Source organism: Trinickia soli, from assembly GCF_002879855.1.
Taxonomy (GTDB): Bacteria; Pseudomonadota; Gammaproteobacteria; order Burkholderiales; family Burkholderiaceae; genus Trinickia; species Trinickia soli.
On the sequence record NZ_PNYB01000015.1, the window covers coordinates 18719 to 44919 of the forward strand.

The 26201-nt window shown below is 64.2% G+C and carries 20 protein-coding genes; 13 read left to right on the forward strand and 7 right to left on the reverse strand.

Features of this window, described 5'->3' with window-relative positions; all coding sequences use genetic code 11:
* The first annotated feature begins 226 nt into the window (after positions 1-226).
* Positions 227-976 carry an aquaporin Z gene (gene aqpZ, locus C0Z19_RS17735; RefSeq protein WP_102611142.1) on the forward strand — a complete coding sequence of 250 codons (750 nt, stop codon included), beginning with the start codon at positions 227-229 and terminating at the stop codon, positions 974-976.
* On the opposite strand, the gene C0Z19_RS17740 is transcribed toward aqpZ, so the two are convergent.
* Positions 943-2535, reverse strand: coding sequence for a methyl-accepting chemotaxis protein (locus C0Z19_RS17740; RefSeq protein WP_102611143.1), 1593 nt, complete (start codon positions 2533-2535; stop codon positions 943-945). The two genes, aqpZ and C0Z19_RS17740, sit on opposite strands and share 34 nt — an antisense overlap.
* A 691-nt stretch (positions 2536-3226) precedes the next feature.
* On the opposite strand from C0Z19_RS17740, the gene C0Z19_RS17745 reads away from it, so the two are divergent.
* The 3 genes from C0Z19_RS17745 to C0Z19_RS17755 all read left to right on the forward strand — a co-directional run bounded on the left by C0Z19_RS17745 (position 3227) and on the right by C0Z19_RS17755 (position 7058).
* Entirely contained in the window at positions 3227-4132 is a 906-nt protein-coding gene (locus C0Z19_RS17745; RefSeq protein ID WP_102611144.1) for an aldose epimerase family protein, read from the forward strand.
* 140 nt (positions 4133-4272) lie between these two features.
* Entirely contained in the window at positions 4273-4998 is a 726-nt protein-coding gene (locus C0Z19_RS17750; protein WP_102611145.1) for a peptidoglycan DD-metalloendopeptidase family protein, read from the forward strand.
* A gap of 431 nt (positions 4999-5429) precedes the next feature.
* Positions 5430-7058: an acyl-CoA synthetase gene (locus C0Z19_RS17755; protein ID WP_102611146.1), complete on the forward strand. Its 1629-nt coding sequence runs from the start codon at positions 5430-5432 to the stop codon at positions 7056-7058.
* A 33-nt stretch (positions 7059-7091) separates the two neighbouring features.
* Here the strand turns inward: C0Z19_RS17755 and C0Z19_RS17760 are convergent, their stop codons facing one another.
* A complete protein-coding gene (locus tag C0Z19_RS17760; RefSeq protein ID WP_102611147.1) occupies positions 7092-7622 on the reverse strand; it encodes a cytochrome b in 531 nt (176 codons plus the stop codon).
* Between the two features lie 172 nt (positions 7623-7794).
* Between C0Z19_RS17760 and C0Z19_RS17765 the strand changes: the two genes are divergently transcribed.
* Both C0Z19_RS17765 and C0Z19_RS28490 read left to right on the forward strand, forming a co-directional pair.
* On the forward strand, positions 7795-8127 hold the full coding sequence (locus C0Z19_RS17765; RefSeq protein ID WP_102611148.1) for a DUF2288 domain-containing protein: 333 nt from the start codon (positions 7795-7797) through the stop codon (positions 8125-8127).
* A gap of 78 nt (positions 8128-8205) precedes the next feature.
* Positions 8206-8379 carry a hypothetical protein gene (locus tag C0Z19_RS28490; protein WP_175083954.1) on the forward strand — a complete coding sequence of 58 codons (174 nt, stop codon included), beginning with the start codon at positions 8206-8208 and terminating at the stop codon, positions 8377-8379.
* Positions 8380-8461: 82 nt separating this feature from the next.
* Here C0Z19_RS28490 and C0Z19_RS17770 read toward each other — a convergent pair whose 3' ends face one another.
* Positions 8462-9400, reverse strand: a complete 939-nt coding sequence (locus C0Z19_RS17770; protein WP_102611149.1) for a LysR family transcriptional regulator — start codon at positions 9398-9400, stop codon at positions 8462-8464.
* 146 nt (positions 9401-9546) lie between these two features.
* On the opposite strand from C0Z19_RS17770, the gene C0Z19_RS17775 reads away from it, so the two are divergent.
* The 4 genes from C0Z19_RS17775 to C0Z19_RS17790 are packed head-to-tail and all read left to right on the forward strand — an operon-like array spanning position 9547 to position 14460.
* Complete coding sequence (locus C0Z19_RS17775; protein WP_102611150.1) at positions 9547-11127, forward strand: efflux transporter outer membrane subunit; 1581 nt, start codon at positions 9547-9549, stop codon at positions 11125-11127.
* A gap of 10 nt (positions 11128-11137) precedes the next feature.
* The gene (locus C0Z19_RS17780; protein WP_102611151.1) at positions 11138-13327 is read left to right on the forward strand and encodes an FUSC family protein; all 2190 of its coding nucleotides are present in this window, start codon (positions 11138-11140) and stop codon (positions 13325-13327) included.
* 11 nt (positions 13328-13338) lie between these two features.
* On the forward strand, positions 13339-13539 hold the full coding sequence (locus C0Z19_RS17785) for a DUF1656 domain-containing protein (protein ID WP_102611235.1): 201 nt from the start codon (positions 13339-13341) through the stop codon (positions 13537-13539).
* Positions 13540-13581: 42 nt separating this feature from the next.
* Positions 13582-14460, forward strand: coding sequence for an efflux RND transporter periplasmic adaptor subunit (locus C0Z19_RS17790; protein ID WP_102611152.1), 879 nt, complete (start codon positions 13582-13584; stop codon positions 14458-14460).
* A gap of 53 nt (positions 14461-14513) precedes the next feature.
* Here the strand turns inward: C0Z19_RS17790 and C0Z19_RS17795 are convergent, their stop codons facing one another.
* A complete protein-coding gene (locus C0Z19_RS17795; protein WP_102611153.1) occupies positions 14514-16190 on the reverse strand; it encodes a methyl-accepting chemotaxis protein in 1677 nt (558 codons plus the stop codon).
* Positions 16191-16602: 412 nt separating this feature from the next.
* Here C0Z19_RS17795 and C0Z19_RS17800 point away from each other — a divergent pair, with 412 nt between their 5' ends.
* Positions 16603-17874, forward strand: coding sequence for an MFS transporter (locus tag C0Z19_RS17800; protein WP_102611154.1), 1272 nt, complete (start codon positions 16603-16605; stop codon positions 17872-17874).
* A 654-nt stretch (positions 17875-18528) separates the two neighbouring features.
* Here the strand turns inward: C0Z19_RS17800 and C0Z19_RS17805 are convergent.
* Both C0Z19_RS17805 and C0Z19_RS17810 read right to left on the reverse strand, forming a co-directional pair.
* Positions 18529-19359, reverse strand: coding sequence for a 5'-methylthioadenosine/adenosylhomocysteine nucleosidase (locus C0Z19_RS17805; protein ID WP_102611155.1), 831 nt, complete (start codon positions 19357-19359; stop codon positions 18529-18531).
* Complete coding sequence (locus tag C0Z19_RS17810) at positions 19356-21716, reverse strand: UvrD-helicase domain-containing protein (protein ID WP_102611236.1); 2361 nt, start codon at positions 21714-21716, stop codon at positions 19356-19358. The genes C0Z19_RS17805 and C0Z19_RS17810 overlap by 4 nt, the downstream gene beginning before the upstream one ends.
* Before the next feature lie 216 nt (positions 21717-21932).
* Between C0Z19_RS17810 and C0Z19_RS17815 the strand changes: the two genes are divergently transcribed.
* Both C0Z19_RS17815 and galU read left to right on the forward strand, forming a co-directional pair.
* Positions 21933-24800 (forward strand): valine--tRNA ligase, encoded by a 2868-nt coding sequence (locus C0Z19_RS17815; RefSeq protein ID WP_102611156.1) that lies wholly within the window; start codon positions 21933-21935, stop codon positions 24798-24800.
* A 78-nt stretch (positions 24801-24878) separates the two neighbouring features.
* On the forward strand, positions 24879-25760 hold the full coding sequence (galU, locus tag C0Z19_RS17820) for a UTP--glucose-1-phosphate uridylyltransferase GalU (protein ID WP_102611157.1): 882 nt from the start codon (positions 24879-24881) through the stop codon (positions 25758-25760).
* A 168-nt stretch (positions 25761-25928) separates the two neighbouring features.
* Here the strand turns inward: galU and C0Z19_RS17825 are convergent, their stop codons facing one another.
* Positions 25929-26156: a sulfurtransferase TusA family protein gene (locus tag C0Z19_RS17825; RefSeq protein WP_102611158.1), complete on the reverse strand. Its 228-nt coding sequence runs from the start codon at positions 26154-26156 to the stop codon at positions 25929-25931.
* Positions 26157-26201: the final 45 nt, after the last annotated feature.

Below are 26201 nucleotides of genomic sequence, written 5' to 3' on the forward strand. Positions count from 1 at the left end.
TTCCAATTCGGGCGATTGCACGCCTGAAGGCACGCGCCGCCATCCCCGGGTCTCACATTCGAAGACATTTCAATCGCATGTAATGCCAGCGGTCCGCAGCGATCGTCGCCCTGCGCTACGCTCTTCACAATCGTTTTGATCTCGATCGCGCCAGCGCGGATAAGATGCGGCCTACAAAAAACGGATTGCTCTCGATATCCGCCCGCCTTGCTTTGGAGTCCTGATTATGTCGATATGGAAACGCTCGCTCGCCGAAATTTTCGGCACTTTCTGGCTGGTTTTCTGCGGCTGCGGCAGCGCGCTGATTGCGGCCGGCTCCTCAGGGGCGACGCATGGCATGGGCATCGGTTTTGTTGGCGTCTCATTCGCCTTCGGCCTTACGGTGCTGACGATGGCTGTCGCCGTCGGCCATATATCGGGCTGTCATTTAAATCCCGCGGTCACAATCGGCTTGACTGTCGGCCGTCGTTTTCCCGTGCGCGATGTCGTGCCTTATATCGTTGCGCAATCGATCGGGGCAACCTTGGCCGCGTTCGTCCTGCTGCAAATCATGCAAGGCAATCCCGAGTTCAATCTCGCGACGAGCAGTTTCGCAACCAACGGTTACGCCGAACACTCGCTCGGACACTACACGCTGCAGGCGGCGTTCATCGGCGAAGCGGTGATGACGGGCTTTTTCGTGTTCGTGATTCTAGGGGCCACCGACAAGCGCGCGCCGGCGGGTCTGGCGCCGGTCGCGATCGGGCTGTGCCTGACGCTGATTCATCTTGTCTTGATCCCGGTTACCGGCACGTCGGTCAACCCGGCTCGCTCGCTGGGCCCGGCGCTGGTGGCAGGCGGAGCCGCGCTCGATCAGCTTTGGCTGTTCTGCGTCGCCCCGACGCTCGGCGCCATCGTAGCGGGCCTCCTCTATCCGGCGCTGGCCGGGCACACCGAGGCGATCTACGACGCGTGCGCCGTGCCCTCTGCGAGATGAAACACGCTGACGGCCGACTCGAGCGACTGCGTTTGCTGACGCAATCCGACCGAAGCCGCCGCCGATTGCTCGACGAGCGCCGCATTGCGTTGCGTCAGATCCGACACCTGCCCGACTGCATCGTTGATTTGGGCGATCTGCAGGCTTTGCCCGCGGCTGGCGAGCACGATCTCCTGCAGCGTGTCGGTCAGCCGCGTGACGAACTGCTCGACGGTCGACATCGTTTCGCCGGCCCGGCTTGCAGTCTGCGTTGCCGTCGTGACGGTATCGAGCGAACTCTCGATCAGATCCTTGATCTCGCGGGCCGCGCCCGCGGCGCGTTGCGCCAGGTTGCGCACTTCGGTGGCCACGACTGCGAACCCGCGGCCGTATTGCCCCGCCCGCGCCGCTTCGACCGAAGCATTGAGCGCAATGATGTTCGTCTGGAATGCAATGCCGTCGATCAGCGACGTGATCTCGGCGATCTTGCGCGAATGGTCCCGCACCTGCGCCATGACTTCGACGGTTCGTTGCACCTCGCGCGCAGCCGACTCCGCCGATTCGGCCGTCTGGTGTCCCGCTGCGTTTGCCCGTTCGGCGCCCAGCGCATTGCGCTCAGCCGTTTGCGTGATTTCGGCAAGGCTCGCCGTGGTTTTTTCGATTGCGCTGGCCTGTTCGTCGGTGCGATTGGCAAGATCCGCGGTACCGTTCGCGAACTCTTGCGTGGCGCGCTCGATCACATCGATCGACACCTTTGCGTCGATCAGGATCCCGACGAGTTTGGCGTTCATCTGATTGAGCATGCGCGCGAGCCGCCGGGCCTGCGCATCGCCACGTTCAGGAAACAGCGCCTGGATATGGCCGCACAGCACGTCGAGCGCGCTTTCATTGAGCGCTTTGAGCGGCGTCAGAATCTCATGCATGACGTACAGCCCGGTCGCCAACGCCATCACGATGCCTACGCCCCCGAGCGCCGCGCTCAGGGCGAAGGCGGAGATGCCCGGCACGAACGCATGGGCCGCCGCCAGGCTTTGCAGCAGGAACAGCACCATCAGACACGACATTACGCCCCACAGGCGCAGCGCGACAGGCAACTTCAGCACACGGTCGACGATGCCGCGCACACCCGTGCGCACGAGTTCTCCGCCCGACAAATGCAAGCGCGCACCATCAGGACTGCCAAGCAATTCGTAAAGGCGCGAGGCCCGCGCGATCTGCTCGGCGCTCGGCTTGGTGCACACGGCCATATAGCCGGCCTTGAGACCGCGCTCGAACACGGGCGTCACGTTCGCGAGCACCCAGTAGGGCTGGCCGTTCCGGCGCCGGTTTTTCAAGAGCCCGGTCCACGGTTGATCGGAATCGATCGTCGCCCACAGATCGCGGAACGCTTCGGGCGGCATGTCGGGATCACGGATGATGCTGTGCGGCTTGCCAGTCAGCGCCTCGCGCGCATAGCCGCTGCTTTTCACGAATGCTTCGTTGACGTAGACGATGCGCCCCGCCGTATCGGTGCGCGAGATGACGACGTCTCGCTCGGACAGGAAATACGTTTCGGCCGCCGCCGTCGGATGCTCGGTCATAGTGAGAACGGTTTATCGATGCTGATGAACCGCCTCAAGATACAGAATCGCCCGCCGTGTCAGATTGACGTGAGTCAAGGTGACGCGTCGCCGGCAAACGTTAAAACGACGGAACAGAAGGGGTACGGGCATCCGACGACGGGCGCCGGGGAATGGCACCCTGGCCCGGGCGGCGCGCTCAGCGCGGCAGGCGGTAGAAGAAGAGGACCGTGCTGGCGGTGAAGATGCCGAACAGCGACAGGCCCATGGCCATGGCGAGATCCATGCTGGCTCCGGTACGTGATGCGATTGACGCGTGCGCGGAAACGTGATGACTGCAGACGGCAAAGCAAGTCCGGGTTGCCGACACCGCGACAAAGCCTCGGGACCACACTTCGAGGCCAGACTTCGGCTCAAAAAGACAAAACATCCGCACGTGACGTCATTATGGGGTGCCCACCGCGCCCCCCGGAAGCGGCAATTTCCCCAGCAGGGTTTTTCCCGAGCGCAAGGCAAGGCACAATCGCATCTCGCGTGGGATCTCGCTTCACAGCCCGATTCGCAGCCCGATTCAACATCCGGCTTCGCAGGCCGCATCAAGTCCCGCCTTGCAGCGGCAGCGAGCTGGTGCGAAGCCGTGGCCGGCCGCGGAGCGTTTGGCTTGCTTTTGGACTTCCGACTTTCCTCAACTTCACTTGGACGCGCTACCACCATGACCGCTCCCTCGCAGCAGGCTTTCGTCGACATCGCACTTGGCTCGTCGCGCCTGCGGCTCGCCCCGCAATTGGGCGGGCGGCTGCTCAGTTGGCATATCGGCGATCGACCGATCATCTACTGGCCCGATTCGGCCGACTGGAGCAACGTCGCGCGTGTGCGCGGCGGCAACCCGCTGCTGTTCCCGTTTCTCGGACGGCACCGCGTCGACGGACGCATCGGCGAGTGGCGCGATGGACAAGGCGTCGTGCGCCCGCTGCCGATGCACGGTTTCGCACGCGACCTCCCGTTTGCACATGAACTCCATCCCGACGGGCGTGGCCTGAGCATGACGCTGACCGACAGCGAAGCGACACGCGCGCAGTATCCGTTCGCCTTCCGCTTCGAAGCGATTTACCGGCTCGCCGACGAGCAAACGCTCGATGTGACGCTCGTCACCTCCAATCCGGGCGATGCACCGCTGCCCTACTACGCCGGGCATCACTTCTACTTCGCGTTGCCGCACACGGCGCGCGGCGAAGCGACGCTCGCTTTGCCGCCGACGGAACGCCGCCGCCAGCTCGAGGACGGATCGATCAGCGCACCGAAAGCCGGCGCCACGCGTTACTCGCTGGACGATCCGCTCATCCTCGATCGCTTCCATTGCTTGACCGGCATTCCCGCGCAGCCCGTGCGGCTCGACTGTCCTTCGCTGGGACGACGCATCGAGATCAATCTCGATCGTGAGGGCTCGATACCCTGGTACGCCGTCACGACCTGGACGGAGGCCGACACCTCGGACTTCTATTGCGTCGAACCCTGGCTCGGGCTGCCCGATGCGATCCATAACGGGCTCGGTTTGCGCTGGGTCGAACCGGGCGCGAGCGAGACTGCGTCGCTGCGCATCGCCATCGGCGGAATCTGAGCGTTGCGCCCGGCGGGGCGCCTCCCCGGCCGGCCGCCCCCTTTTAAGCACATTCGTCGACATAGGCCCGTTACAATCGGACGTTTTGTTCGCCGCCCCCTTAAGGGGCGGCGCGTTTCGAAGGTGTAGAGCGAGGTTCAATGTTGCGAAAAACGATGATGCGGCTCGCGTGCGTGCCGCTGGCGGCGGCGCTGGCTGCCTGCGGGTCGGCGCCCGTCGCGCCCGGCTACTACCGCGTCGAGCGCGGTGATACGGTCTCGAGGATTGCGCGCAGCCATCGCCAATCGCTCCAGAGCATCGTCCGCTGGAACAATCTGACCAATCCCGATGCAATCGATGTCGGACAAGTACTGCGCGTCGCTCCACCAGGAACGGCAAGGGCGGCCGGGGCCAATGCGGCAACGGGAACGACACTGCGCTCGGGCACCGCTTCGAACACGCCATCTGCGGGCGATGTACCGGCCGCACGCGCGCTGCCCGACACCGCCGTGCCCGCAAACGGCATCTCGCTGATTTGGCCCACCTCGGGCAAGCTCGTGCGTGGATTCGACGGCGTCAATTCGAAGGGCATCGATATCGCCAATGTGGCGGGCACGCCGGTCCTCGCGGCTGCCCCGGGTACCGTCGTCTATGCCGGCAACGGCCTGCGCGGCTACGGCAATCTGCTGATCATCAAGCACAACGCCGATTTCCTCACTGCCTACGCGCACAATCGCAAGCTGCTCGTCAAAGAAGGGGAGCGCGTCGCACAAGGCGAAACCATCGCCGAGATGGGCGACACCGATTACGACCGCGTCGTGCTGCACTTCGAGCTGCGCTATGGCGGGCGCTCGATCGATCCGTCGCGCTACCTGCCGGCGCGTTAAGGTGGAGCCCCCAAAAAAGAGGCCCGGCTTGGAGCCGGGCCAACGGGGGTTTGGCGCAGTGAGGCAAAGGACCGGTTCGCCATGCGCCGCTTACAATTTAATGAATCTGCAATATACCTACAATGAGTTCATTGAAAGAAAAGCGGTAATTAGCACATAGCTTCGAATAACGTCTTAGAAATGCGGCTGGATCTCGGACATTGTGCAGTGCGTCGCCGAAAATAGCGAAAGCACCACGTCTCGCCCGCCAGTCAAGGGTGACAGCGGGCAGCAAAGGCACCTGGAAGAATTGAGCGGCAAAGTCGGATTATCCGTAAATCGAGAGATTTGATTCGACGAATTGCAATTGATCAGGATTTTTGGAGAGCCGTTGCTTTTATCGAAACTTTAATCGATCCTACCGAAGATAAGAGGAAAGGAGGAGACGCAGCATGCTTACCCGAACCAGCAGCTACGACGCACTCGTCGAAGGCTTCGAGTGGCGCATCCCGGAGCACTACAACATCGGCGTCGACGCCTGCGACAAGTGGGCCGACGGAACGGGCCGGCTCGCGCTCGTCTATGAAACGCGCGACGGCGCGGTCGCGCGTTACACGTTCGACGAACTGAAGGCGCTGTCGAATCAGCTCGCGCATAGCTTCGAGCGGCACGGTGTGGCGCGCGGCGAGCGCGTCGGCATCTTTTTGCCGCAATCGCCCGAAACCGCGCTCGCGCATCTCGCCACTTACAAGCTCGGGGCGGTCGCGGTGCCGTTGTTCGCCCTGTTCGGCGTCGAAGCCTTGCAGTACCGTCTCTCGAACAGCGGCGCCGTGGCGCTCGTCACCGACGCCGCAGGTCTGAAGAAAATCGAGCAGATCCGTGCCGACCTGCCCGAGCTGAAGACGATCTACTGCATCGAAGGCGATGCGCAAGCGCTCGAGGCTGCGGGCGTGCTTCCGTTTTGGTCATCGCTCGAGCAGGAAGAGCGCGTGCTCGAACCCGCCGATACGCGCGCCGACGATCCGGCCGTCATCATCTACACATCGGGCACGACGGGCAAGCCGAAAGGCGCGTTGCACGCCCACCGCGTGCTGCTCGGGCATCTACCCGGCGTGGAAATGCCGCAAGGGTTTTTCCCCGAAAACGCCCGGCTCATGTGGACGCCGGCCGATTGGGCCTGGATCGGAGGCTTGCTCGACGTGCTGTTGCCGTCGTGGCACCACGGCGTACCGGTCCTCGCACGACGCTTCGAAAAATTCGACGCCGAGGCAGCGTTCGATCTGATCGCGCGCCACGGCGTCACCCATGCGTTTCTGCCGCCCACCGCTCTCAAGATGCTGCGCACGGTCGAGCGGCCGCGCGAACGCTATGCGCTGTCACTCGTGGCCGTCGCAAGCGGCGGCGAATCGCTCGGCGAGGAACTGATCGAGTGGGGCCGCGCGGCACTGGGCGTCACGCTCAACGAGTTCTACGGCCAAACTGAATGCAATGTCGTCGTCAGTTCGTGCAGCGCGCTGTTCGAACCGCGCATCGGCTCGATCGGCAAGGCCGTGCCCGGCCACCGCGTGCAAATCGTCGACGATGCGGGTCGCGTGCTGCCAACTGGCGCCGAAGGCAATATCGGCATCCTTGCGCCTGATCCCGTCATGTTTCTCGGCTATTGGCGCAACCCCGAGGCCACGCGCGAAAAATTCGCGGGCGACTACCTCGTCACGGGCGACGTCGGCGTGATGGATGCCGACGGCTTCATCCGCTTCGTCGGCCGCAACGACGATGTCATCACGAGCGCCGGCTATCGCATCGGGCCCGGACCGATCGAAGATTGCCTGCTGGGCCATCCGGCCGTGCGCATGGCCGCTGTCGTCGGGGTGCCCGATGCAACGCGCACCGAAATCGTCAAGGCGTTTATCGTCCTGAACGAAGGGTTCGCGCCTGGCGACGCGCTCGTGCGTGAAATCCAGGAGCATGTCCGAACGAGGCTGGCCGCGCACGAATATCCGCGCGCGATCGCATTTGTCGACAGTTTGCCGATGACGGCGACGGGCAAGATCGTGAGGCGGGAACTGCGCACGTTGGGATGAAAGCGTCGGCCGGGGCCGCCCCCCGCCGGCGTGTCAGGCCATCCGGCGCAAGACGCCGTCGCGCAGCAGGAAATGGTGGTACAGCGCGGCGGCGACATGCAGGCCGATCAGGCCGAGCATGACCCAGGCCAATACGCCGTGAACGTCGCCAAGTGCATGGCCGATCGTGGAACCGGTCGGCGCCAGCGACGGCAACTCGACGCCGAACACGGTGATCCGCCACCCGCGCGACGAGGCATTGGCCCACCCCATCAGCGGCTGCACGATCAACAACAGATAAAGCAGGCCGTGAGTCAGATAGGCCACGGCGCGCGCCCATGCGCTGCCGTCGACCACATCGGGTTCCTTGCGCACGAAACGCCATACGGCCCGTACGATCATCACGGCGATGATGGACACGCCCAGTTCGAGATGAATGTCGATCAGCCCGACCGGCTGCGTGCCGCGATGGATGTCGGGCATCGTCCATCCAACAACGTATTGCGCGGTGACCAGCACCACGATCAGCCAATGGAGCAGACGTGCGAACGGATCGTATTTGGACACAGTAAAAGCCTCAGCCATGATGCCCCTCGTAGATAGACGAATTCGGATGCCGGCCACCAGTGCGCAGCCGCATAAATCGGGCCGATTGTAGCCCAGGCTACCTTAAGGGATCCTTGCGCCGACGCAAGCGCGCAACTGCCCCGCCTATGGTTTATAGTGACGGCCCACTCCGCCTCGATGCACGATCGCCATGACTTCTCCGGAGCGCTCAGCCGCCGACGCCACCGACTCCACCCATTCGCCGCTCTATCTGAAGCTGCTTGCGGAAACGGCCAAGATCGGCTGGTCCGAACTCGAACGGTTTTTCGCCCGCGGGGTGCTGCTGCGCGTCGCCCGCGACCTCGACCTCGTGACAGTTGCCGCCGCCATCGCGGAGGACGACAAGGCGCAGGTCGCGCAGTGGCTGTCGTCGGGTCTCGTCGAACGGATGCAGTCGGAAACCGCTGCCGATTTCGCCGCGCGCGATCCCGAACTGTGGGCGGTCGTCGTATCGCCATGGGTTTGCGTGCAGGAGCGCGGCTGACAGCTGGCCGCTTTGCCGCTTGTGCTTCGCATGTCCTAGTATGTATTGGCGCGACTCCATTCGCGAAAGGAGGCTGCCATGGACGCTGAATCGATCGCCGGGCTGGTCGGGCTCGCAGTCGGGTTGCTCGTGCTGCTTGCGCTGACGATATTCGAATCGCGCTCCTACAAGCGAGAGCATCAGGGCGAAGGCATGGTCCATCACTGGCTCGCCCAGCATCACATGCTCGACTGGCGTCGAACGAGGCACTGACCTGCGTACGCCGGCGGGAGCCGGCTTCGGGTTGAACGGCTGCCCGTCCAACCGCCGCGCGGCGTCGCCGCGGGCGGTGCCTTCACGTACGCGCGAATTCCTTCAATGCGGCCTGTTCCGCGGCAATCGTCGCCGGCAATTCGTCATGCAGAAAATCCACCCAGGTGCGGATTTTCGCGTCGAGATATTGGCGCGACGGATAAAGCGCGTAGATATTGAGCGGCATGGACGTGTATTCGGGCAGAATCCAGACCAATTCCCCGCTCTTGAGCCAGCGCATTGCCGCGTAGGTTGGCAGCACGGCCACGCCCATGCCCTCGCGCACGGCCACCGCCATTGAATCGGCGCCGTTCACCTGGAAGGTCGGCGCCGATACGGTGAACGTCTCGGTTCCGTTCGGGCCGTCGAAATTCCACTTGTCGAACACCGACGCGGGCGTGACGATGCGCAGACAGTCATGGGTGGCGAGATCGGCCGGCGTGCGTGGCACGCCGCGGCGCTCGAGGTACGACGGCGACGCGCAGGCGATGCTGAAGACACTGCCGAGCCGCTGTGAAATCAGTCCCGAATCGGGCAGGTCGTAACCGAGCACGATCGAGACGTCGATCCCTTCGTCGAGCAGGTCCGGAATTCGCTGGGCGAGCGTCATCTCGACCGAGACGTCGGGGTAGCGCCGCTGGTAGCGCCCCACGGCCGGCACGATGTAATGCGTGCCGAAACTGGCCATGACGTGCAATCGAAGCTTGCCCGAGGGCCGCGCGTGCGCGTCGCCGGCCTCGGCCTCAGCCTCCTCCACGTACGCCAGGATTTGTTGACAGCGCTGCAAGTAGCGCTCGCCCGCCTGCGTCAACGCAATTCGCCGTGTGGTGCGGTTCAGCAGACGCGTATGCAGATGGGCTTCGAGGTCGGAAACGGCGCGCGACGCGTAGGCCGTCGTGGTGCTCAGGTGCTGCGCCGCAGCAGTGAAGCTGCCCGATTCGACCACGCGTACGAAAACGCGCATGTTTTGAAGCGTATCCATTGCCACCCCTTCTCTGTCTGCGACGCGATTGTTGCATGTTTCGCAACGGCGATTGTCTCAACCCGGGTAAAGATCCATTACATCTTTACGACTTATTCGACAATCACGCCAAAAATATAATCGTTTGCGTACGAATAACGCCGCTAATGGAGAAGATCTTGCGACTGCCGATCGGCACACTGCGCCTGGCCCCCGTTTTTCTTGCACTGTCGATAATAATCGCCGGCTGTGCAAGCACGGGCGGCATTGCGCCGCAGCGGCAGCCGCTCGCCCCGGCCGCGCTCGATGCCGGCGATGCCCTGCGCGCTGCCCAGCGCAGCGCCCGGTGGCCCGATGCCGATTGGTGGCGTGCGTACGGCGACGCGCAGCTCGATTCGCTGGTCGCGGCCGCTATCGCCGGCAATCCGACGCTCGCGGCCGTCGGTGCGCGCGTACGTCAAGCGCAATCGCTCGCCGGCGTCGCGGCCGCCGAACTCGCCCCGCATCTGACGGGCAACCTCTCGGTCACGCGCGAGCATTGGCCCGACAATCCGATGTATTACGGGCCCGGCGAACTCGCCAATCAAAACACCTGGAACAACACCGGCACTTTGGGATTCTCCTACCGCCTCGATCTTTGGGGCGGCGACGAACATGCGCACGAGCAAGCGCTCGACATCGCCCACCAACGTGTGGCCGACGAGCGCGCCGCGCAACTGGAACTCGAAGTCAATCTGGTGCGGGCCTATATCGACTTCTCCAAGCAATACGCTTTGCGCGATATCGCCACCGACACGCTGGCGCGCCAACGCGACCTGGTGGACCTTGCGCAGCGGCGGCTGGCCGGCGGCCTCGGCACGCAGCTCGAACTGAGCCAAGCCGAAGCGCCGTTACCGGAATACGAACGTCAAATCGAAGCATTGGACGAAGCGATCGCCCTCGCGCGCAACCAGCTGGCCGCACTGACGGGCAAGGGGCCGGGCGCAGGGGCCGAACTGACGCGGCCCGCGCTGGCGATGAGCGCACCCGTCGCGCTGCCCTCGGCGTTGCCGGCCGAATTGATCGGCCATCGTCCCGATGTCGTCGCCGCGCGTTGGGCGGTAGCAGGCGCCGCGCGTGGGATCGACGTCGCCCATGCCGCCTTGTATCCCAACATCAATCTGATGGCCTCGTTGGGAGGCTTTGCCGCCGGCGGCCCCCTGTTTCAGTTTCTGCACGCAGCCAACGGCGGCTGGACCGCCGGGCCCGCGCTCTCGTTGCCGATCTTCGAGGGCGGCGCCCTGCGCAGCCGGCTCGGCGCGGCGGCGGCCGGGTACGACGAAGCCGTCGAACACTACAACGGCGCCGTCGTCGCCGCGCTCAAGCAGATTGCCGATCAGATCGTGCAACTCGATTCGCTCGCGGTTCAGCAACGCGACGCAGAGCGTTCGGCCAGCGCGGCCCAACGCAGCTACCAACTTGCGCAAATCGGCTTCAAGCGCGGCCTGAACGACTATGTCAACGTCATCGTCGGCGAAACGCAATGGCTCGGCTCGCAACAGCGCGTCGCGCAGATTCGCGCGGCGCGGCTGGCCGCCTACGCGTCGTTGATGGGCGCGCTCGGCGGTGGCCTGACCACGCCCGCGGACAGCCCCGAAGCGGCCGCTCTGAAACCGGCGCAGCGCGGCGCGCCCGGCCTGAGCGCGGCTCAACGCGGGGCGAGCGTCGCTGCGCGCCAGGCTTCCGGCGCGCCCGACGCACTGCGATAGGACGTTCGACATGGCCGATCCCACCTTTCGCGACACGCACTCGATCTCCGCGCTGCAAGCGGCCTTCATCGACTGGGCCCGGACCGATGGCCGGACCTGGGTCTATCTGCTCAAAGCGCTGACCGCCGCTTTCCTCGCACTCGGCATCGCGATGCGCCTCGATCTGCCGCAGCCGCGCACGGCCATGACGACTGTGTTCATCGTCATGCAACCGCAAAGCGGTGCCATCCTCGCCAAAAGCTTTTATCGGATCGGCGGCACGCTCGTGGGCCTTGTCGCCACACTGTTTCTGATCGCCGTCTTCGCGCCACAGCGCGAATTGTTTCTGGGCGCCCTTGCGATATGGACCGGCGTTTGCACGGCCGGCGCGGCGCGCAATCGCAACTTTCGTTCGTATGGCTTCCTGCTCGCCGGTTATACGGCCGCGCTGATCGGCATTCCAGCGGCGCAACATCCTGACGGCGCATTCCTGTCGGCGCTCACGCGCGCGGCCGAAGTGACGCTCGGCGTCCTCTGCGCGGGCTTCGTCGGCGCGTTGGTTCTGCCGCAACAGGCCAGCCTGCAAATGCGCACGACAGTGCGCGCGCGCTTCTCCGCCTTCGTCGAATACGTCGCCGCGGCGCTTTCGGGGCGCGTCGAGCGCGAGCAAATCGAGCGCACCAACGCGCGCTTTCTCGCGGAAATCGTCGGCTTCGAGGCAATGCGCAGCGTCGCCGTCTTCGAAGGACCCGAAACACGCGCGCGCAGCGGCAGACTCGCACGCCTGAACAGCGAGTTCATGACCGCCTCGACGCGCTTTCATGCGCTCCACCAACTGATGAATCGATTGCGCAGCGCCGGCGCCATGCAGGCCGTGAACGCGCTCGAACCGTATTTCAAGGAACTCGCGCCGCTGTTGCACACGCCCGGCGAACCCGTGCTGAGCGCCACCGACGCCGCCGGCTCCGCGCGCAAGTTGGAAGCGCTCAAGGCTGCGCTGCCGCGTCGCGTGCGCGAGGCGCGTGCCGCGCTCGCCGAGCAACCCGGCTTTGCCCTGCTCGATTTCGACACGGGGGCGGAATTGCTGTATCGGTTCGTCGATGACATGCATGCCTACGCGCTGACCTATGCCTCGCTCGCGACGACCACGCACGAGCGCGAGCGCTGGCCCGAGCGCTACGAGCCGAAGACCAATACGGTGCTGACGTTGATCGCCGGTGCGCGCGGCGCGATCGTGATGGCCGCGCTCAGCGTCTTTTGGATCGCCACTGCCTGGCCGAACGGTGCGATGCTCGTGCTCAACGCGGCCGCCGTCTGTGCGCTCGCGTCATCGTCGGCTCACCCGACGCGGATGACCTATCAGATGGCCGTCGGCACGATCCTGGCAACGATCTTCGGATTCATCGAGGTATTCGGCGTCTATCCCCACATCGACGGTTTCCCGCTCCTGTGCGCCGCACTCACGCCGCCGCTCGCGCTCGGCATCTGGATGACGACGCGTCCGAAACTCGTCGGCTACGGCGCCGGTTATTGCATCTTTTTCTGCGTACTCGCCGGCCCCGACAACCTCCTCGCCTACCATCCGGCCGGCTTTGCGAACGATGCGATCGCGCTTGTGCTTTCGATGGCAGCCTGCGCGCTCGCTTACTCGGTGCTATTGCCGCCTTCGACGCCCTGGCTGCGCGCTCATCTGCTCGCCGACCTGCGGCGCCAGGTCGTGCTGGCCTGCCGGGCGCCGCTCGCGCCGGTGCGCGCCCGCTTCGAAAGCCGTGCGCGCGATCTCGCCTTTCAGGCACATGCGCTCATGGAACGCGACGCGGCTGCACAGCGCGACGCGCTCGCCTGGCTGATTGCCGTGCTGGAGGTCGGTCACGCCGTCATCGATCTGCGCCGGGAGTTGAGCGCACTGCCGAGCGACGCGCGCTACGCCGCGACGATGCCGTGGCGACGTGCGATCGCGCAGTCGGGCAAGGCGCTGATCGCCTTGTTCGCGCGCCCGACCGACCGGCGCCTGGACACCGCGCTGGCGGCGAACTTCGACGCCATCGCAGCCACGCAGCAGGCGCTCGCCGCGTTCGCCCCGTTGCGCGAAGATCGCCACCGTCTGCAACGCATCCTGAGCTACCTGCACTTCGTGCGAACGGCGCTCATCGACCCTCAATCGCCGCTCGCGCGCTACGCGGGCGGCGCGGTGAGCCGCGATCGCGCGGCCCATGCATGAAGGAGCCGCCCATGCCCCGCGAGATCGCCGTGCTCGGCGCTTTCATTCCCGCACTCGTGCCGCTGTTCATCGGCGGCGCGGCGCTCACATGGCTCGTCGATCGCTTGCTCGCAAGCCTCGGACTCTACCGCGTGGTCTGGCACCCCGCGCTGTTTCGCGCCAGCCTGCTCGCTTGCGTATGCGGCCTGCTCGGGCTCGCCGTCTACCGCTAGGGCCGCTATGCCGATCCCCGCCTTCTTTCCTCGATTGCCATCATGACGCTTCGACACATCATCGGTTTCATAGCAACGGCGCTGCTCTTCCTGCTTGCGCTGGCGCTCGGCCGTTCGCTTTGGGTTCATTACATGGACGAACCCTGGACGCGCGACGCTCGCGTGCGCGCCGAGATCGTCAACGTCGCGCCCGATGTATCGGGCGCCGTCGTCGAACTGCCCATTACGGACAACATGTTCGTCAAGCGCGGTCAGGTGCTGATGCGGATCGATCCGGCGCATTACGCGGTGGCAGTCGAGCAGGCCCAAGCGGCCGTCGCCGCGCGCCGCGCCGAATGGCAGATGCGCCGCGCGGACGCCGCGCGCCGGGCAGACATGGACAGCCTCGTCGTCTCCAAGGAGAGCCGCGACAACGCGACGAGCGCCGCCGCGAGCGCGGAGGCGCTCTATCGCGAGGCCGTGGCCGCGCTCGACGCCGCCAAACTGAATCTCGCGCGCACGACCGTCGTCTCGCCCGTGGACGGCTATGTCACGAACCTGTCCGTGTTTCGTGGCGACTATGCGACGGCCGGCACCGCGAAGCTCGCGATCGTCGATAGTCACTCGTTTTGGGTTTACGGATATTTCGAAGAAACGAAGCTGCCGCGCGTGAGAATCGGCGACGAGGCGGACATCCGGCTGATGAGCGGCGGGGTGCTGCAAGGACACGTCGAAAGCATCTCGCGCGGCATTTACGACCGCGACAACCCGCAAAGCCGGGAACTGGTGGCCGACGTGAATCCGACCTTCAATTGGGTGCGGCTCGCCCAGCGTGTGCCGGTGAGGATCCACATCGACAAGATTCCCGAGGGGCTCGTGCTCGCAGCCGGGACGACCTGCACGGTCGTCGTCAAGCCGGCGCCCTCGTCGCACCGCGGCTGAGCCGCCGGGGAAACGGTGAGCGGGCCGCGCGTCGGCCCGCCCCGAGCAAAACCTTACTGCCCTGCGCGCAGCTTGAACTTGCCGACGAGGCGCTTGAGCGCCTGCGCTTGATCGTCGAGCGAGCGCGCGGCCGCGGTTGCCTCTTCGACGAGCGCGGCGTTTTGCTGCGTGCCGGAATCCATCTGCGTGACGGCGCGGTTCACTTCCTCGATACCGGCGCTCTGCTCCGACGAAGCCGCCGAGATTTCGCCCATGATGTCGGTCACGCGCTTGACCGCCTTGACCACTTCGTCCATCGTCCGGCCCGCGTCCTGCGCAAGGTTCGAGCCATTCGCCACGCGTTCGAGCGACGTGTTGATGAGCGTCTTGATTTCCTTGGCGGCAGCCGCGCTGCGTTGCGCGAGGCTGCGCACTTCACCGGCGACGACGGCGAAACCGCGGCCCTGCTCGCCCGCGCGCGCCGCTTCGACCGCTGCATTGAGCGCCAGGATGTTGGTCTGGAACGCGATGCCGTCGATCACGCCGATGATGTCGCCGATGCTCTTCGCGCTGTCGTTGATTTCACCCATCGTCGTGACGACGCGCGAAACGACGCCGCCGCAGGTCGAGGCGATTTCGGACGCATTGTTGGCCAGCGAGCTGGCCTGCTTCGCGTTGTCGGCGTTTTGCTTCACGGTCGAAGTCAATTGCTCCATGCTCGTCGCCGTGCGTTCGAGCGACACGGCCTGCAACTCCGTGCGTTGCGACAAGTCGAGGTTGCCCATCGAGATCTCGCCGGCGGCCGAAGAAATCGCCTCGGCGCTTGCGGCGATTTCACCGACGGTCGCCGCAAGGCCCGTTTGCATCTCCGACAGCGCGTAGAGCATGCTGGAGCCGTCTTTCTTCGCAAGGGCGATGCGGTTCGACAGGTCGCCGGCCGCGATATGGCTCGCGATTTCCTTCGCATAGCCCGGCTCGCCGCCGAGTTGACGCGTGAGGCGCCGCACGACGGCCTCGCTGACGACGAAGGCCAGCGCGATCAACGCGATCGTCATGACCGCGATCATGATGAAGGACGACTTGAAGATGAACGCCGACTTTTCGATCGTCGCCTTCGCCGCCTCGCCGCGTCGGGCCACGAGTTCATCGACCTGCTTCTCGAGCTTGCCCGTTTCGACGAGCAGCGACACGTCCTGCATGCCCACCTGCCAGTTCATCTGCGACAGGTCGAGCGACTGCGTTTTCACGAGCTTGACGAAATCGCGCAGATGGCCCGTCCAGGCGCCGACCGCCGCCGTGAATTTCTTCTGATCGGCAATGCCTGCGCTGTCGGACGCGTCGGTGTACTTATCGAGCACCGCGAGTTCGCCGTTGATGGCCGCCAGCGCCTTTTCGACATCGACGCCAAGCTCATCGCGCTCTTTGGCCGTCGTGGCCGTCAGCAACATCTTTTGGGCGCGGCTCGCACGCAGCACGTTGGCACGCACTTCCTCGACAGCGCGGCTCGCAACGTGGCCCTGCTCATAGATCGACTTCGTCGAACCGTTCAGGCGCTGGATCTGCATCAGCGAGAAAACGCCGATCACGAGGGTACCGACGAGCACGACGGCAAACGCCAAGCGCAGCGATGCCTTGACCGACAAGCCGCTCAGCCTGGCCTTGACCGCCCGTTTGTTCGATCGACCGCCGGCCCCCGTGCCGTCCGGGACAAATCGTGCACCGGAACGTCCGCCCAGCGAAACTGCCTTCATAAAAACCCCCTTCTTATTCCGCGCCGCCGTGGGTAGGGTGGCGAAATCCTTGTTGACCTTCTCGGGTCAACGGCAGGATGCGTGTCGTTCTTTAATATCGGCAGCCTTACGTAAACCCGGTGGCATGCCCGGCGCTTTATAACCCGCCAAAAAGGACAGTGCAGCGAAGCCGGCCCGCACAGGGCCTCGCGGCCTGCCCCCGGTCCCGCACGCCGAACGGGCATGGCGTTGCGCCGTATCCCTTTTTCGCGGAAAGATCTGAGCAGTCGATGGCTCATTCACGACAAACTTTGTCCGATTATTCATTTCAAGACAATCTACACTCAAGCCGTACAAACAGGCGAATTTACTCACGCGCGGCCCGTCGCCCGCCCCGACAGGCGCCACGCTCCCTTTCCCCAAAGAGCCAACGATGCAAACCAGCACGCAGAACAACAGTCTCGCCGGCAATACGGCAGGGGCGATATCAGCGCCGCCTCCCTCTGCCGCCCCCGCTTCCGGCGCCGTCTCTCGCACCGCATATTCGGTGCTCGGCGCGATCAGCTTCTCGCATCTGCTGAACGACATGATCCAGTCGTTGATCCTCGCGATCTACCCGATGCTGAAGGAGAACTTTTCGCTTTCATTTGCCCAGATCGGCCTGATTACGCTGACCTACCAGATCACGGCATCGCTGCTGCAGCCGCTCGTCGGCCTCTACACCGATAAACGCCCGCAACCCTATTCGCTGCCGGTCGGCATGGGCTTTACGTTGTCCGGGCTGTTGTTGATGTCGATGGCGTCGCATTTCGGCGTGCTGCTCGTTGCTGCGGCGCTCGTCGGCTGCGGATCCTCGGTGTTCCACCCTGAATCGTCGCGCGTCGCGCGCATGGCCTCGGGCGGGCGCTATGGACTCGCCCAATCGCTGTTTCAGGTCGGCGGCAATGCCGGTTCTTCGCTGGGGCCGCTGTTCGCTGCGCTGATCGTGATCCCGCACGGCCAACGCAGCATCGCGTGGTTTTCGGTGGCGGCGCTCATCGCGATCGTCGTGCTCGCCAATATCGGCCGCTGGTACAGCCGTCACCCGGCCACGAAAAAGAAGGCCGGCGCACGCGCCCTGCATCCGTCGCTCTCGAAGTCGCGCGTGGTGCTTGCCGTCGGCGTGCTCGTATTGCTCGTCTTCTCGAAGTATTTCTACCTCGCGAGTCTGAACAGCTACTTCACGTTCTATCTGATCGACAAGTTTCATTTGTCGGTGCAGGCCGCGCAGATTCACCTGTTCGTGTTCCTCGCCGCCGTGGCCGCCGGCACGATCATCGGCGGACCGATCGGCGACCGCATCGGCCGCAAGTATGTGATCTGGGTGTCGATTCTCGGCGTGGCGCCGTTCACGCTCATGCTGCCGTACGCGAATCTGTTCTGGACTGACGTGCTGACGATCGTCATCGGCGTCGTGCTCGCCTCGGCGTTCTCGGCCATCATCGTCTATGCCCAGGAGCTGATTCCCGGCAACGTGGGGATGGTCGCCGGCCTGTTCTTCGGCTTCGCCTTTGGCCTCGGTGGCGTCGGCGCCGCTGTGCTCGGCGACCTGGCCGACGCAACGAGCATCGGCTTCGTCTACAAAGTGTGCTCGTTCCTGCCGCTGATCGGCATTCTCACGGTGCTGTTGCCGAACATCGAGCAAAAGCGTCAGGCGCACGCCTGACAGACAGCCGGGAACCCCGCCGCGCGGGGTTCTTCCGTCCGAAATATCGTCTCTGTTCGCGAGCTGGACCTGGAAACGATTACCTTGCGGCGTCCGAGTTAATCTCGTCACCGTCAAGGAGTCGCTGATGACTGTTTCGAAGCAATGCCAACGCGTTCGCACGGCATCGAAAACCCGCGCTGCTGTATCCGCCGCGCTCCTGGCCGCATTGGCCGGGAGCGGGGGCGGAGTCGGCCCGGTCTACGCCGGGGCAATAGCCGAACCGCCGCGCGTAGAGCAAAGCCGCAACGTCGAACGTGCCATATCCGATGCGCTGGCCCCACCACGACAGCGATGCGCCGAACTGCGAGCGGCCATCAATCAGGCCGTCACCGATGCGAGGAGCAGCCAGGGCACACCCGCCTATTCGCAGTTCGGCTGGGATCGGAGGTCCGGAGCCGGCCCGTCGGGGCCGCCGGGAGGAAGCGGCGCGGACCGGCGGACACGGCTCGAAAACGAGTATGCCCAGCTCAACTGCGCGAGGCGGGCACCGTGAGATGACGGGGCCATCCGCCTGACGAGGGAATCGCGGTCGAAATCACGCCCGCAACCGCGGGCGCTGGCATCAGCCTGATCGGGCGGCGGGTTCGCCTGGCGTGCGCGCCGGCGCTGCATTCACGCGCCGACTCGCTCCGCTGCCGCGTATTCGCGCAAGAAAAGCGCGAGTACGCCCGACGAATAGGTGCCGGCGATATCGGTCAGGAATGTCGTGAACGAAGCCGTCGCGTGGTCGTCGGCGGTGTCGGATATCGTACGCACGATCGCACAGGGCACGCCGTGCTCGTAGCAAACCTGCGCCATCGCGGCGCCTTCCATTTCAACCGCCATCGCTTCGGGCAGCGCACCCGACAGTGCCCGCACTTCGGCCGCGCTCGACACGAACCGGTCGCCGCTGACGATCAATCCGCGATGCACGCGAGGGTGCTCGAACGCAAAGCGCTCGGCCAGCACCGGGCCTTGCTCTGCGACGAAACGCTCGCAGGCGGCGGCCAACCGGTCGGACAGCGGCGCGTGGGCGGAAAAATGGGCGCGCTCGAGCAACGGTACTTCGTAACGCGGGAACAGCGGCGAGGCGTCCATGTCGTGCTGTAGCAGCGTATCGGCCACGACGATGTCACCGACTCGGACCCCGGCGCCCACCCCGCCCGCCACGCCCGTAAACACCATCGAATGCACGCCGAAGACGTGAATCAGGGCGCTGGCCGTCGCTGCCGCCGCAACTTTGCCGACGCGCGCGAGCGTGACGACGCATGGGACGCCGTGCGCGGTGCCGATGTGGTAATCGCGTCGACCTAGCGTGACGGTGCGCATTTCGCCTTCGGCACGCATGGCGTCGATGAGATCGCCGAGTTCTTGCGGCAGCGCAGCCAGCACGCCGAGACGGGCCGCCGTACGCTCACCGCCAGCCGTGCGCGCGTTGTCGTTCGGATGCGATTCGATGCTCATGATTCGACGATCTGCAATTTGGCGACGGCAAGCGCGAGCCATTTTTCGCCGTGCCGCTTGAACCGGACTTGCGCGCGCGCATCAGCCCCGCTGCCTTCGAGCGCCGTGATCGCACCTTCTCCGAACTTCGTATGGAAAACCTGTTGCCCGACGCGAAAGCCCGTATCGGCCGCACGCTGCTCATTGGCGAACGCGGGCAGCGGCGCCGACGCGTAGCTCGCGGCGGGGCTGCCGCGATCGGGTCGCGCGAACCAATCGCGGCCCCACGCTGAACTTTCCGCCCGGCCGCCCCAGCGCGAACCGGCCTCGACCTTCGGCGTCAGCCACTTCAGCGTCGTCTCGGGCAGTTCGTCGAAGAACCGCGAGCGCACGTTGTAGCGGGTCTGTCCGTGCAGCATCCGGCTTTGCGAGAACGACAGATAGAGGCGCTCCTTCGCACGCGTGATCGCCACATACATGAGGCGCCGCTCTTCTTCGAGCCCATCGGCCTCCATCGCGCTGTTCTCGTGCGGGAACAGCCCTTCTTCGAGCCCCGTGATGAAGACGGCCGTGAACTCGAGCCCTTTGGCCGCATGGACCGTCATCAATTGCACGGCATCCTGCCCCGCCTGCGCCTGATTCTCGCCGGCCTCGAGCGAGGCATGTGACAAGAAACCCGCAAGCGGCGTCATCGTGTCGGGGTTTTGCGCCGGGTCGCCAAGGCCTGCGGCATCGAGCACCACGGTTTCGCCCTCGGCCGACGACGCAGCCAGTTCCGGCGCCGCGGTTGCACCCGGCGCCAGCCGAACCGAGCGCGCGGGCGTATCGAGCCCATACCCTTCTTCGCTGACGAAAGCCGTCGCGGCGTTCACGAGTTCCTGCAGGTTCTCGAGACGGTCCTGCCCTTCACGCTCGTTCTGATAGAACTCGGCCAAGCCGCTGGCGCGCACGACGTATTCGACCGTCTCGGGCAGACTCATGCGTTCGGTTTCGACGCGCATCCTGGCGATCAGATTCGCGAACGCACCGAGACTCGTGCCGGCCTTGCCCGTGACGTACGCAATGGCGGCGGCCATCGAGCAGCCATAGAGGCGGGCCGCGTCGGCCAACTGCTCGATCGAGCGTGCGCCGATGCCGCGCGTCGGGAAATTGACGACGCGCGCGAACGCCGTGTCGTCATTGGGGTTGTCGATCAGGCGCAGATACGCGAGCGCATGCTTGACTTCCTGCCGCTCGAAAAAGCGCAGGCCGCCGTACACGCGGTACGCGATGCCCGCGTTCACGAGCGCGTGTTCGATCGTGCGCGACTGCGCGTTGCTGCGATAAAGCACGGCGATCTCGCTGCGCGCGAGGCCGCTGTTGTTCATCAGCGCACGGATTTCCTCGACCAGCCAACCGGCTTCCTGCGAATCGGTGGCCGCTTCATACACGCGCACGGGCTCGCCGTGACCGGCGTCGGTGCGCAGGTTCTTGCCCAGACGCCGCGCGTTGTGCGCGATCAGCGCGTTCGCCGTATCGAGGATGTAGCCGTGCGAGCGATAGTTCTGCTCGAGCTTGATGAGGTGGCGCACGTTGAATTCGCGCTCGAAGTCGAGCATGTTGCCGACGTTCGCGCCGCGAAACGCGTAGATCGATTGATCGTCGTCGCCGACCGCGAAGATCGCATTGGTCTGCCCCGCCAGCAACTTGAGCCAGGCGTATTGCAGCTTGTTCGTGTCCTGGAACTCGTCGACAAGAATGTGCCGAAAGCGCGCCTGATAGTGGGCACGCAACGGTGCATTGTGCGCGAGCAGCTCATAGCAACGCAGCAGCAACTCCGGGAAATCGACGACGCCCTCGCGCTGGCATTGCTGGTCGTAAGCGCGGTACAGCTCGACGAACTTCAGATTGAAGCTGTCGGTCGCATCGACCTGATCGGGGCGCAGCCCTTGCTCTTTCGCGTTGTTGATGAAGTACTGCACGTTCTTCGGCGGATATTTCTCGTCGTCGACGTTCAAGCCCTTCATGAGACGTTTGATCGCCGAGAGCTGGTCCGCCGTATCGAGGATCTGAAACGTGGCGGGCAGCCCCGCGTCGCGATGGTGCGCGCGCAGCATGCGGTTGCACAGGCCGTGGAACGTGCCGATCCACATGCCGCGCGTGTCGATCGGCAACAACGCCGAAAGCCGGCTCAGCATTTCGCGCGCAGCCTTGTTCGTGAAGGTGACGGCAAGCACCGTCGCCGGCGATGCATAGCCTTGCTGAATCAACCAGGCGATGCGGGTGATCAGCACGCGTGTCTTGCCGCTGCCCGCGCCGGCCAGGATCAGCGCCGGTTCGTTCGGCAGCGTGACGGCCGCATGTTGTTCGGGGTTCAGATTGGCGAGCAGTTCTGGCATGGAAGAGGCGGTTTTCTGCAACTTGACGAGGCGGACGTGGCCGCGTGCGGCGACGCTTTGCGAGCCCATCATTATAAGGCGGCGCGCCGGGCCGGGCCGCCCTCCCCTTATAATTGACGGTTTCGAACCTGAAAAACCGGGCCGGCCACGGCCAGCCACAGGTTCCGATACCAATACTCCATCTCATTTCAGGCATTTTTCGGCGGATTTCCAACCATGACCGACACCACGCTGGCGAAGAGTTTCGAGCCCCAGACGATCGAGGCCCAATGGGGCCCCGAATGGGAAAAACGCGGGTATGCGCAACCGTCCTTCGCGCCGGGCGCACCCAGCTTCTCGATCCAACTGCCGCCGCCGAACGTCACGGGCACGCTGCACATGGGGCATGCGTTCAACCAGACGATCATGGACGGGCTCACGCGCTATCACCGCATGCTCGGCGAAAACACGATGTGGCTGCCCGGCACGGACCACGCCGGCATCGCCACGCAGATCGTCGTCGAACGCCAGCTCGACCAGGAAGGCGTCTCGCGCCACGACCTCGGTCGCGAAAAATTCGTCGAGCGCGTCTGGGCCTGGAAGGAACACTCGGGCTCGACGATCACGAACCAGGTGCGGCGCCTGGGCGCGTCGATCGATTGGTCGCGCGAGTACTTCACGATGGACGAGAAGATGTCGAAAGTCGTCAGCGACGTGTTCGTGCGGCTTTACGAGCAGGGCCTCATCTATCGCGGCAAGCGCCTCGTCAATTGGGACCCGGTCTTGATGACGGCCGTCTCCGACCTCGAAGTGGCGAGCGAGGAAGAAAACGGCCATCTGTGGCACATCCGCTACCCGCTCGCGGACGGCAACGGTCATTTGACGGTCGCCACCACGCGTCCCGAGACGATGCTCGGCGACGTGGCGCTGATGGTTCATCCGGAAGACGAACGGTACGCGCACCTGATCGGCAAAATGGTCACGCTGCCGCTGACCGGGCGCGAGATTCCGATCATCGCCGACGATTACGTCGACCGCGAGTTCGGCACGGGCGTCGTGAAGGTCACGCCCGCACACGATTTCAACGACTATCAGGTGGGCCTGCGCCACAACCTGCCGCAGATCGAGATCCTCACGCTCGAAGCGAAGATCAACGACAACGCGCCAGAGGCTTACCGCGGCCTCGATCGCTTCGAGGCACGCAAGCGCGTCGTCGCCGATCTCGACGCGCAAGGTCTCCTCGATTCGGTCAAAGACCACCGGCTGATGGTGCCGCGCGGCGACCGCACGGGCGTCGTGCTCGAGCCGATGCTGACCGATCAATGGTTCGTCGCCATGAGCAAACCGGCGCCCGAGGGCACGTACCATCCGGGCAAGTCGATCGCGCAGACGGCGCTTGACGTCGTGCGCAACGGCGAAGTGCGCTTCGTCCCCGAAAACTGGACGACGACGTACTACCAGTGGCTCGAAAACATTCAAGACTGGTGCATCTCGCGTCAGCTCTGGTGGGGTCATCAGATCCCCGCCTGGTACGGCGAAAACGGCGAAGTGTTCGTCGCACGCACCGAGGCGCAGGCGCGCGAACAAGCCACGGCGCGCGGCTACGCTGGCGCGCTCAAGCGCGACAACGACGTGCTCGATACGTGGTTCTCGTCCGCGCTCGTGCCGTTCTCGTCGCTCGGCTGGCCGAACGAGACGCCTGAACTGGCGGCGTTCCTGCCCTCGTCCGTGCTCGTCACAGGCTTCGACATCATCTTCTTCTGGGTCGCGCGCATGATCATGATGACGACGCACTTCACGGGCAAGGTGCCGTTCCACACGGTCTACGTGCATGGGCTCGTGCGCGACCACGAAGGTCAGAAGATGTCGAAAAGCAAGGGCAATACGCTCGACCCGATCGATATCGTCGACGGCATCGACCTCGAAGCGCTCGTCGCCAAGCGCACGACGGGCCTCATGAATCCGAAGCAGGCCGGCACGATCGAAAAGAAGACGCGCAAGGAATTTCCCGACGGCATTCCCGCGTTCGGCACCGACGCCTTGCGCTTTACGATGGCGTCGATGGCCACGCTGGGCCGCAACGTCAATTTCGATCTGGCGCGTTGCGAAGGCTATCGCAATTTTTGTAACAAGTTGTGGAATGCCACGCGTTTCGTGCTGATGAATTGCGAAGGGCACGATTGCGGCTTTTCGAAGCCTGGCGCTTGCGCGCCCGGCGATTGCGGCCCGGGCGGCTACACCGATTTTTCGCAAGCGGACCGCTGGATCGTGTCGCTGCTGCAGCGCGTGGAAGCGGAAGTGGAAAAGGGCTTTGCCGACTATCGCTTCGACAATGTGGCCAATGCGATTTACAAATTCGTCTGGGACGAGTACTGCGATTGGTACCTCGAACTCGCGAAAGTGCAGATTCAACACGGCACGCCCGAGCAACAGCGCGCAACGCGCCGGACGCTGTTGCGTGTGTTGGAAACGGTGCTGCGGCTCGCGCACCCGATCATCCCGTTCATCACGGAAGCGCTCTGGCAAAAGGTCGCGCCGCTGACGGACGCCTATCCGCAAGGCATGGCGAGCGGTGAGGCGTCGATCATGCTGCAACCGTACCCGCAAACGGAACAGAAAAAAATCGACGAAAAAGCCGAGCGCTGGGCAGCCGATCTGAAAGCCGCGATCGACGGTTGCAGAAACTTACGAGGCGAAATGAACCTATCGCCCGCAACGAAAGTCCCTCTCCTGGTACACGGCGACGCTGGTCAATGGCAGACCTTCGCCCCGTATGCACAAGCGCTCGCACGCCTGTCGGAGGTGCGCATCATGGCCGACGAAGCGACGCTCGACGCCCAGTCTCAGGGCGCGCCAATCGCGATCGTCGGCAGCGATAAGCTCGCGTTGCTCGTCGAAATCGACGTAGCGGCCGAGCGTGAGCGGCTGGGCAAGGAAATTGCTCGGCTCGACGCGGAAATCGTCAAGTGCTCGGCGAAGCTCGGAAATGAGGCTTTTGTCGCAAAAGCACCGACTTCCGTCGTAGAGCAAGAGCAGAAAAGGCTGTCACAATACCGGGACACCATTGCCAAGCTCAGCGCACAGCTCGCGCGCCTGCCGGCATAAGTTCGGTGTTCGATGGCACCGGACAATGCGTTCAATGGGCACGTGGTCCCAACAGTACTCGAGAATCAGGGTAACGCCATGCTAAAAGTCACCAAGGCTGTCTTTCCCGTCGCGGGCCTCGGCACGCGCTTTCTTCCTGCCACGAAGGCCAGCCCCAAGGAGATGCTGCCGATCGTCGATAAGCCGCTGATCCAATATGCGGTCGAAGAAGCGATGGCCGCCGGCATCACCGAGATGATCTTCGTCACCGGCCGCAGCAAGCGCGCCATCGAAGACCACTTCGACAAATCATACGAGATCGAAGCGGAACTCGAAGCACGCGGCAAGGACAAGCTGCTCGAACTCGTGCGCAGCATCAAGCCGAGCCACGTCGATTGCTTCTACGTGCGTCAACCGGAAGCATTGGGCCTGGGCCACGCCGTGCTGTGCGCCGAGAAGCTCGTCGGCGACAATCCGTTCGCCGTCATTCTCGCCGACGATTTGCTCTACGCCGAGCCGCCCGTCATGAAGCAAATGATCGACGTGTTCGACCACTATCACAGCTCCGTGATCGGGGTCGAAGAGATTCCGCCGCAAGAGACGCGCTCGTACGGGATCGTCGACGGCAAGGAGTGGGAAGACGCGATCATCAAGATGTCGGGCATCGTCGAAAAGCCGGCGCCCGAGGTGGCGCCCTCGAACCTCGGCGTCGTCGGCCGTTATGTGCTCAAGCCGCGCATCTTCGATCATCTGCGTGCGCTCAAGCCCGGCGCGGGCGGCGAAATTCAATTGACCGACGGGATTCAATCGCTGCTCGGCGACGAGCAGGTGCTGGCCTACAAGTATCACGGCACGCGCTTCGATTGCGGCAGCAAGCTCGGCTATTTGAAAGCGACGGTCGAGTTCGCGCTGCGTCACCCCGAAGTGGCCGAAGAGTTCGACCACTATCTGCGCACGCGCTCGCCGGTGATGGACAGCTAAGCGTTGCTTGCGCGTAAGCGGCACGCGGATCGGCGTTGCTGCGCATGGAAAGAGGCGGGACGCTCGGCGTCGCCGCCTTTTTTATCGACCCGCGCCGCCATGCCGCTTGCACATGACAAACGCGTATCGCCGACTGACCGATCGTGCAGGTTCGGCGTTGAAGCCGCGCTAGCGGCGGCGCATCAGAAAGATAAAGGTCTTGTCCTGCGTCGAACTCTCGACGATTTCGTTGCCCGTTTGCTTCGCGAACGCAGCGAAATCCCGTTGCGAGCCAGGGTCCGTCGCCAGCACCTTCAGAATCTGGCCGCTTTGCATATCGGCCAGCGCCTTTTTCGCCCGCAAAATCGGCAGCGGGCAAGTCAGCCCGCGCGCATCGACTTCCTTATCAATATCCATCGGCAACCGACCTTTTTGTAAAGCGCCCCGTTCGCACCCCGCCTG

Excerpts from the sequence above, each read along its gene's own strand:
- C0Z19_RS17750 (WP_102611145.1), top strand. The coding sequence starts at position 4,273 with ATGTTGCGAAAAACGATGATGCGGCTCGCGTGCGTGCCGCTGGCGGCG.
- C0Z19_RS17755 (WP_102611146.1), top strand. The coding sequence starts at position 5,430 with ATGCTTACCCGAACCAGCAGCTACGACGCACTCGTCGAAGGCTTCGAG.
- C0Z19_RS17785 (WP_102611235.1), top strand. The coding sequence starts at position 13,339 with ATGCCCCGCGAGATCGCCGTGCTCGGCGCTTTCATTCCCGCACTCGTG.
- C0Z19_RS28490 (WP_175083954.1), top strand. The coding sequence starts at position 8,206 with ATGGACGCTGAATCGATCGCCGGGCTGGTCGGGCTCGCAGTCGGGTTG.
- C0Z19_RS17740 (WP_102611143.1), bottom strand. The coding sequence starts at position 2,535 with ATGACCGAGCATCCGACGGCGGCGGCCGAAACGTATTTCCTGTCCGAG.
- C0Z19_RS17825 (WP_102611158.1), bottom strand. The coding sequence starts at position 26,156 with ATGGATATTGATAAGGAAGTCGATGCGCGCGGGCTGACTTGCCCGCTG.
- C0Z19_RS17775 (WP_102611150.1), top strand. The coding sequence starts at position 9,547 with ATGGAGAAGATCTTGCGACTGCCGATCGGCACACTGCGCCTGGCCCCC.
- C0Z19_RS17805 (WP_102611155.1), bottom strand. The coding sequence starts at position 19,359 with ATGAGCATCGAATCGCATCCGAACGACAACGCGCGCACGGCTGGCGGT.
- C0Z19_RS17765 (WP_102611148.1), top strand. The coding sequence starts at position 7,795 with ATGACTTCTCCGGAGCGCTCAGCCGCCGACGCCACCGACTCCACCCAT.
- C0Z19_RS17810 (WP_102611236.1), bottom strand. The coding sequence starts at position 21,716 with ATGCCAGAACTGCTCGCCAATCTGAACCCCGAACAACATGCGGCCGTC.
- galU (WP_102611157.1), top strand. The coding sequence starts at position 24,879 with ATGCTAAAAGTCACCAAGGCTGTCTTTCCCGTCGCGGGCCTCGGCACG.
- C0Z19_RS17745 (WP_102611144.1), top strand. The coding sequence starts at position 3,227 with ATGACCGCTCCCTCGCAGCAGGCTTTCGTCGACATCGCACTTGGCTCG.
- aqpZ (WP_102611142.1), top strand. The coding sequence starts at position 227 with ATGTCGATATGGAAACGCTCGCTCGCCGAAATTTTCGGCACTTTCTGG.
- C0Z19_RS17760 (WP_102611147.1), bottom strand. The coding sequence starts at position 7,622 with ATGGCTGAGGCTTTTACTGTGTCCAAATACGATCCGTTCGCACGTCTG.
- C0Z19_RS17770 (WP_102611149.1), bottom strand. The coding sequence starts at position 9,400 with ATGGATACGCTTCAAAACATGCGCGTTTTCGTACGCGTGGTCGAATCG.
- C0Z19_RS17795 (WP_102611153.1), bottom strand. The coding sequence starts at position 16,190 with ATGAAGGCAGTTTCGCTGGGCGGACGTTCCGGTGCACGATTTGTCCCG.
- C0Z19_RS17780 (WP_102611151.1), top strand. The coding sequence starts at position 11,138 with ATGGCCGATCCCACCTTTCGCGACACGCACTCGATCTCCGCGCTGCAA.
- C0Z19_RS17790 (WP_102611152.1), top strand. The coding sequence starts at position 13,582 with ATGACGCTTCGACACATCATCGGTTTCATAGCAACGGCGCTGCTCTTC.
- C0Z19_RS17815 (WP_102611156.1), top strand. The coding sequence starts at position 21,933 with ATGACCGACACCACGCTGGCGAAGAGTTTCGAGCCCCAGACGATCGAG.
- C0Z19_RS17800 (WP_102611154.1), top strand. The coding sequence starts at position 16,603 with ATGCAAACCAGCACGCAGAACAACAGTCTCGCCGGCAATACGGCAGGG.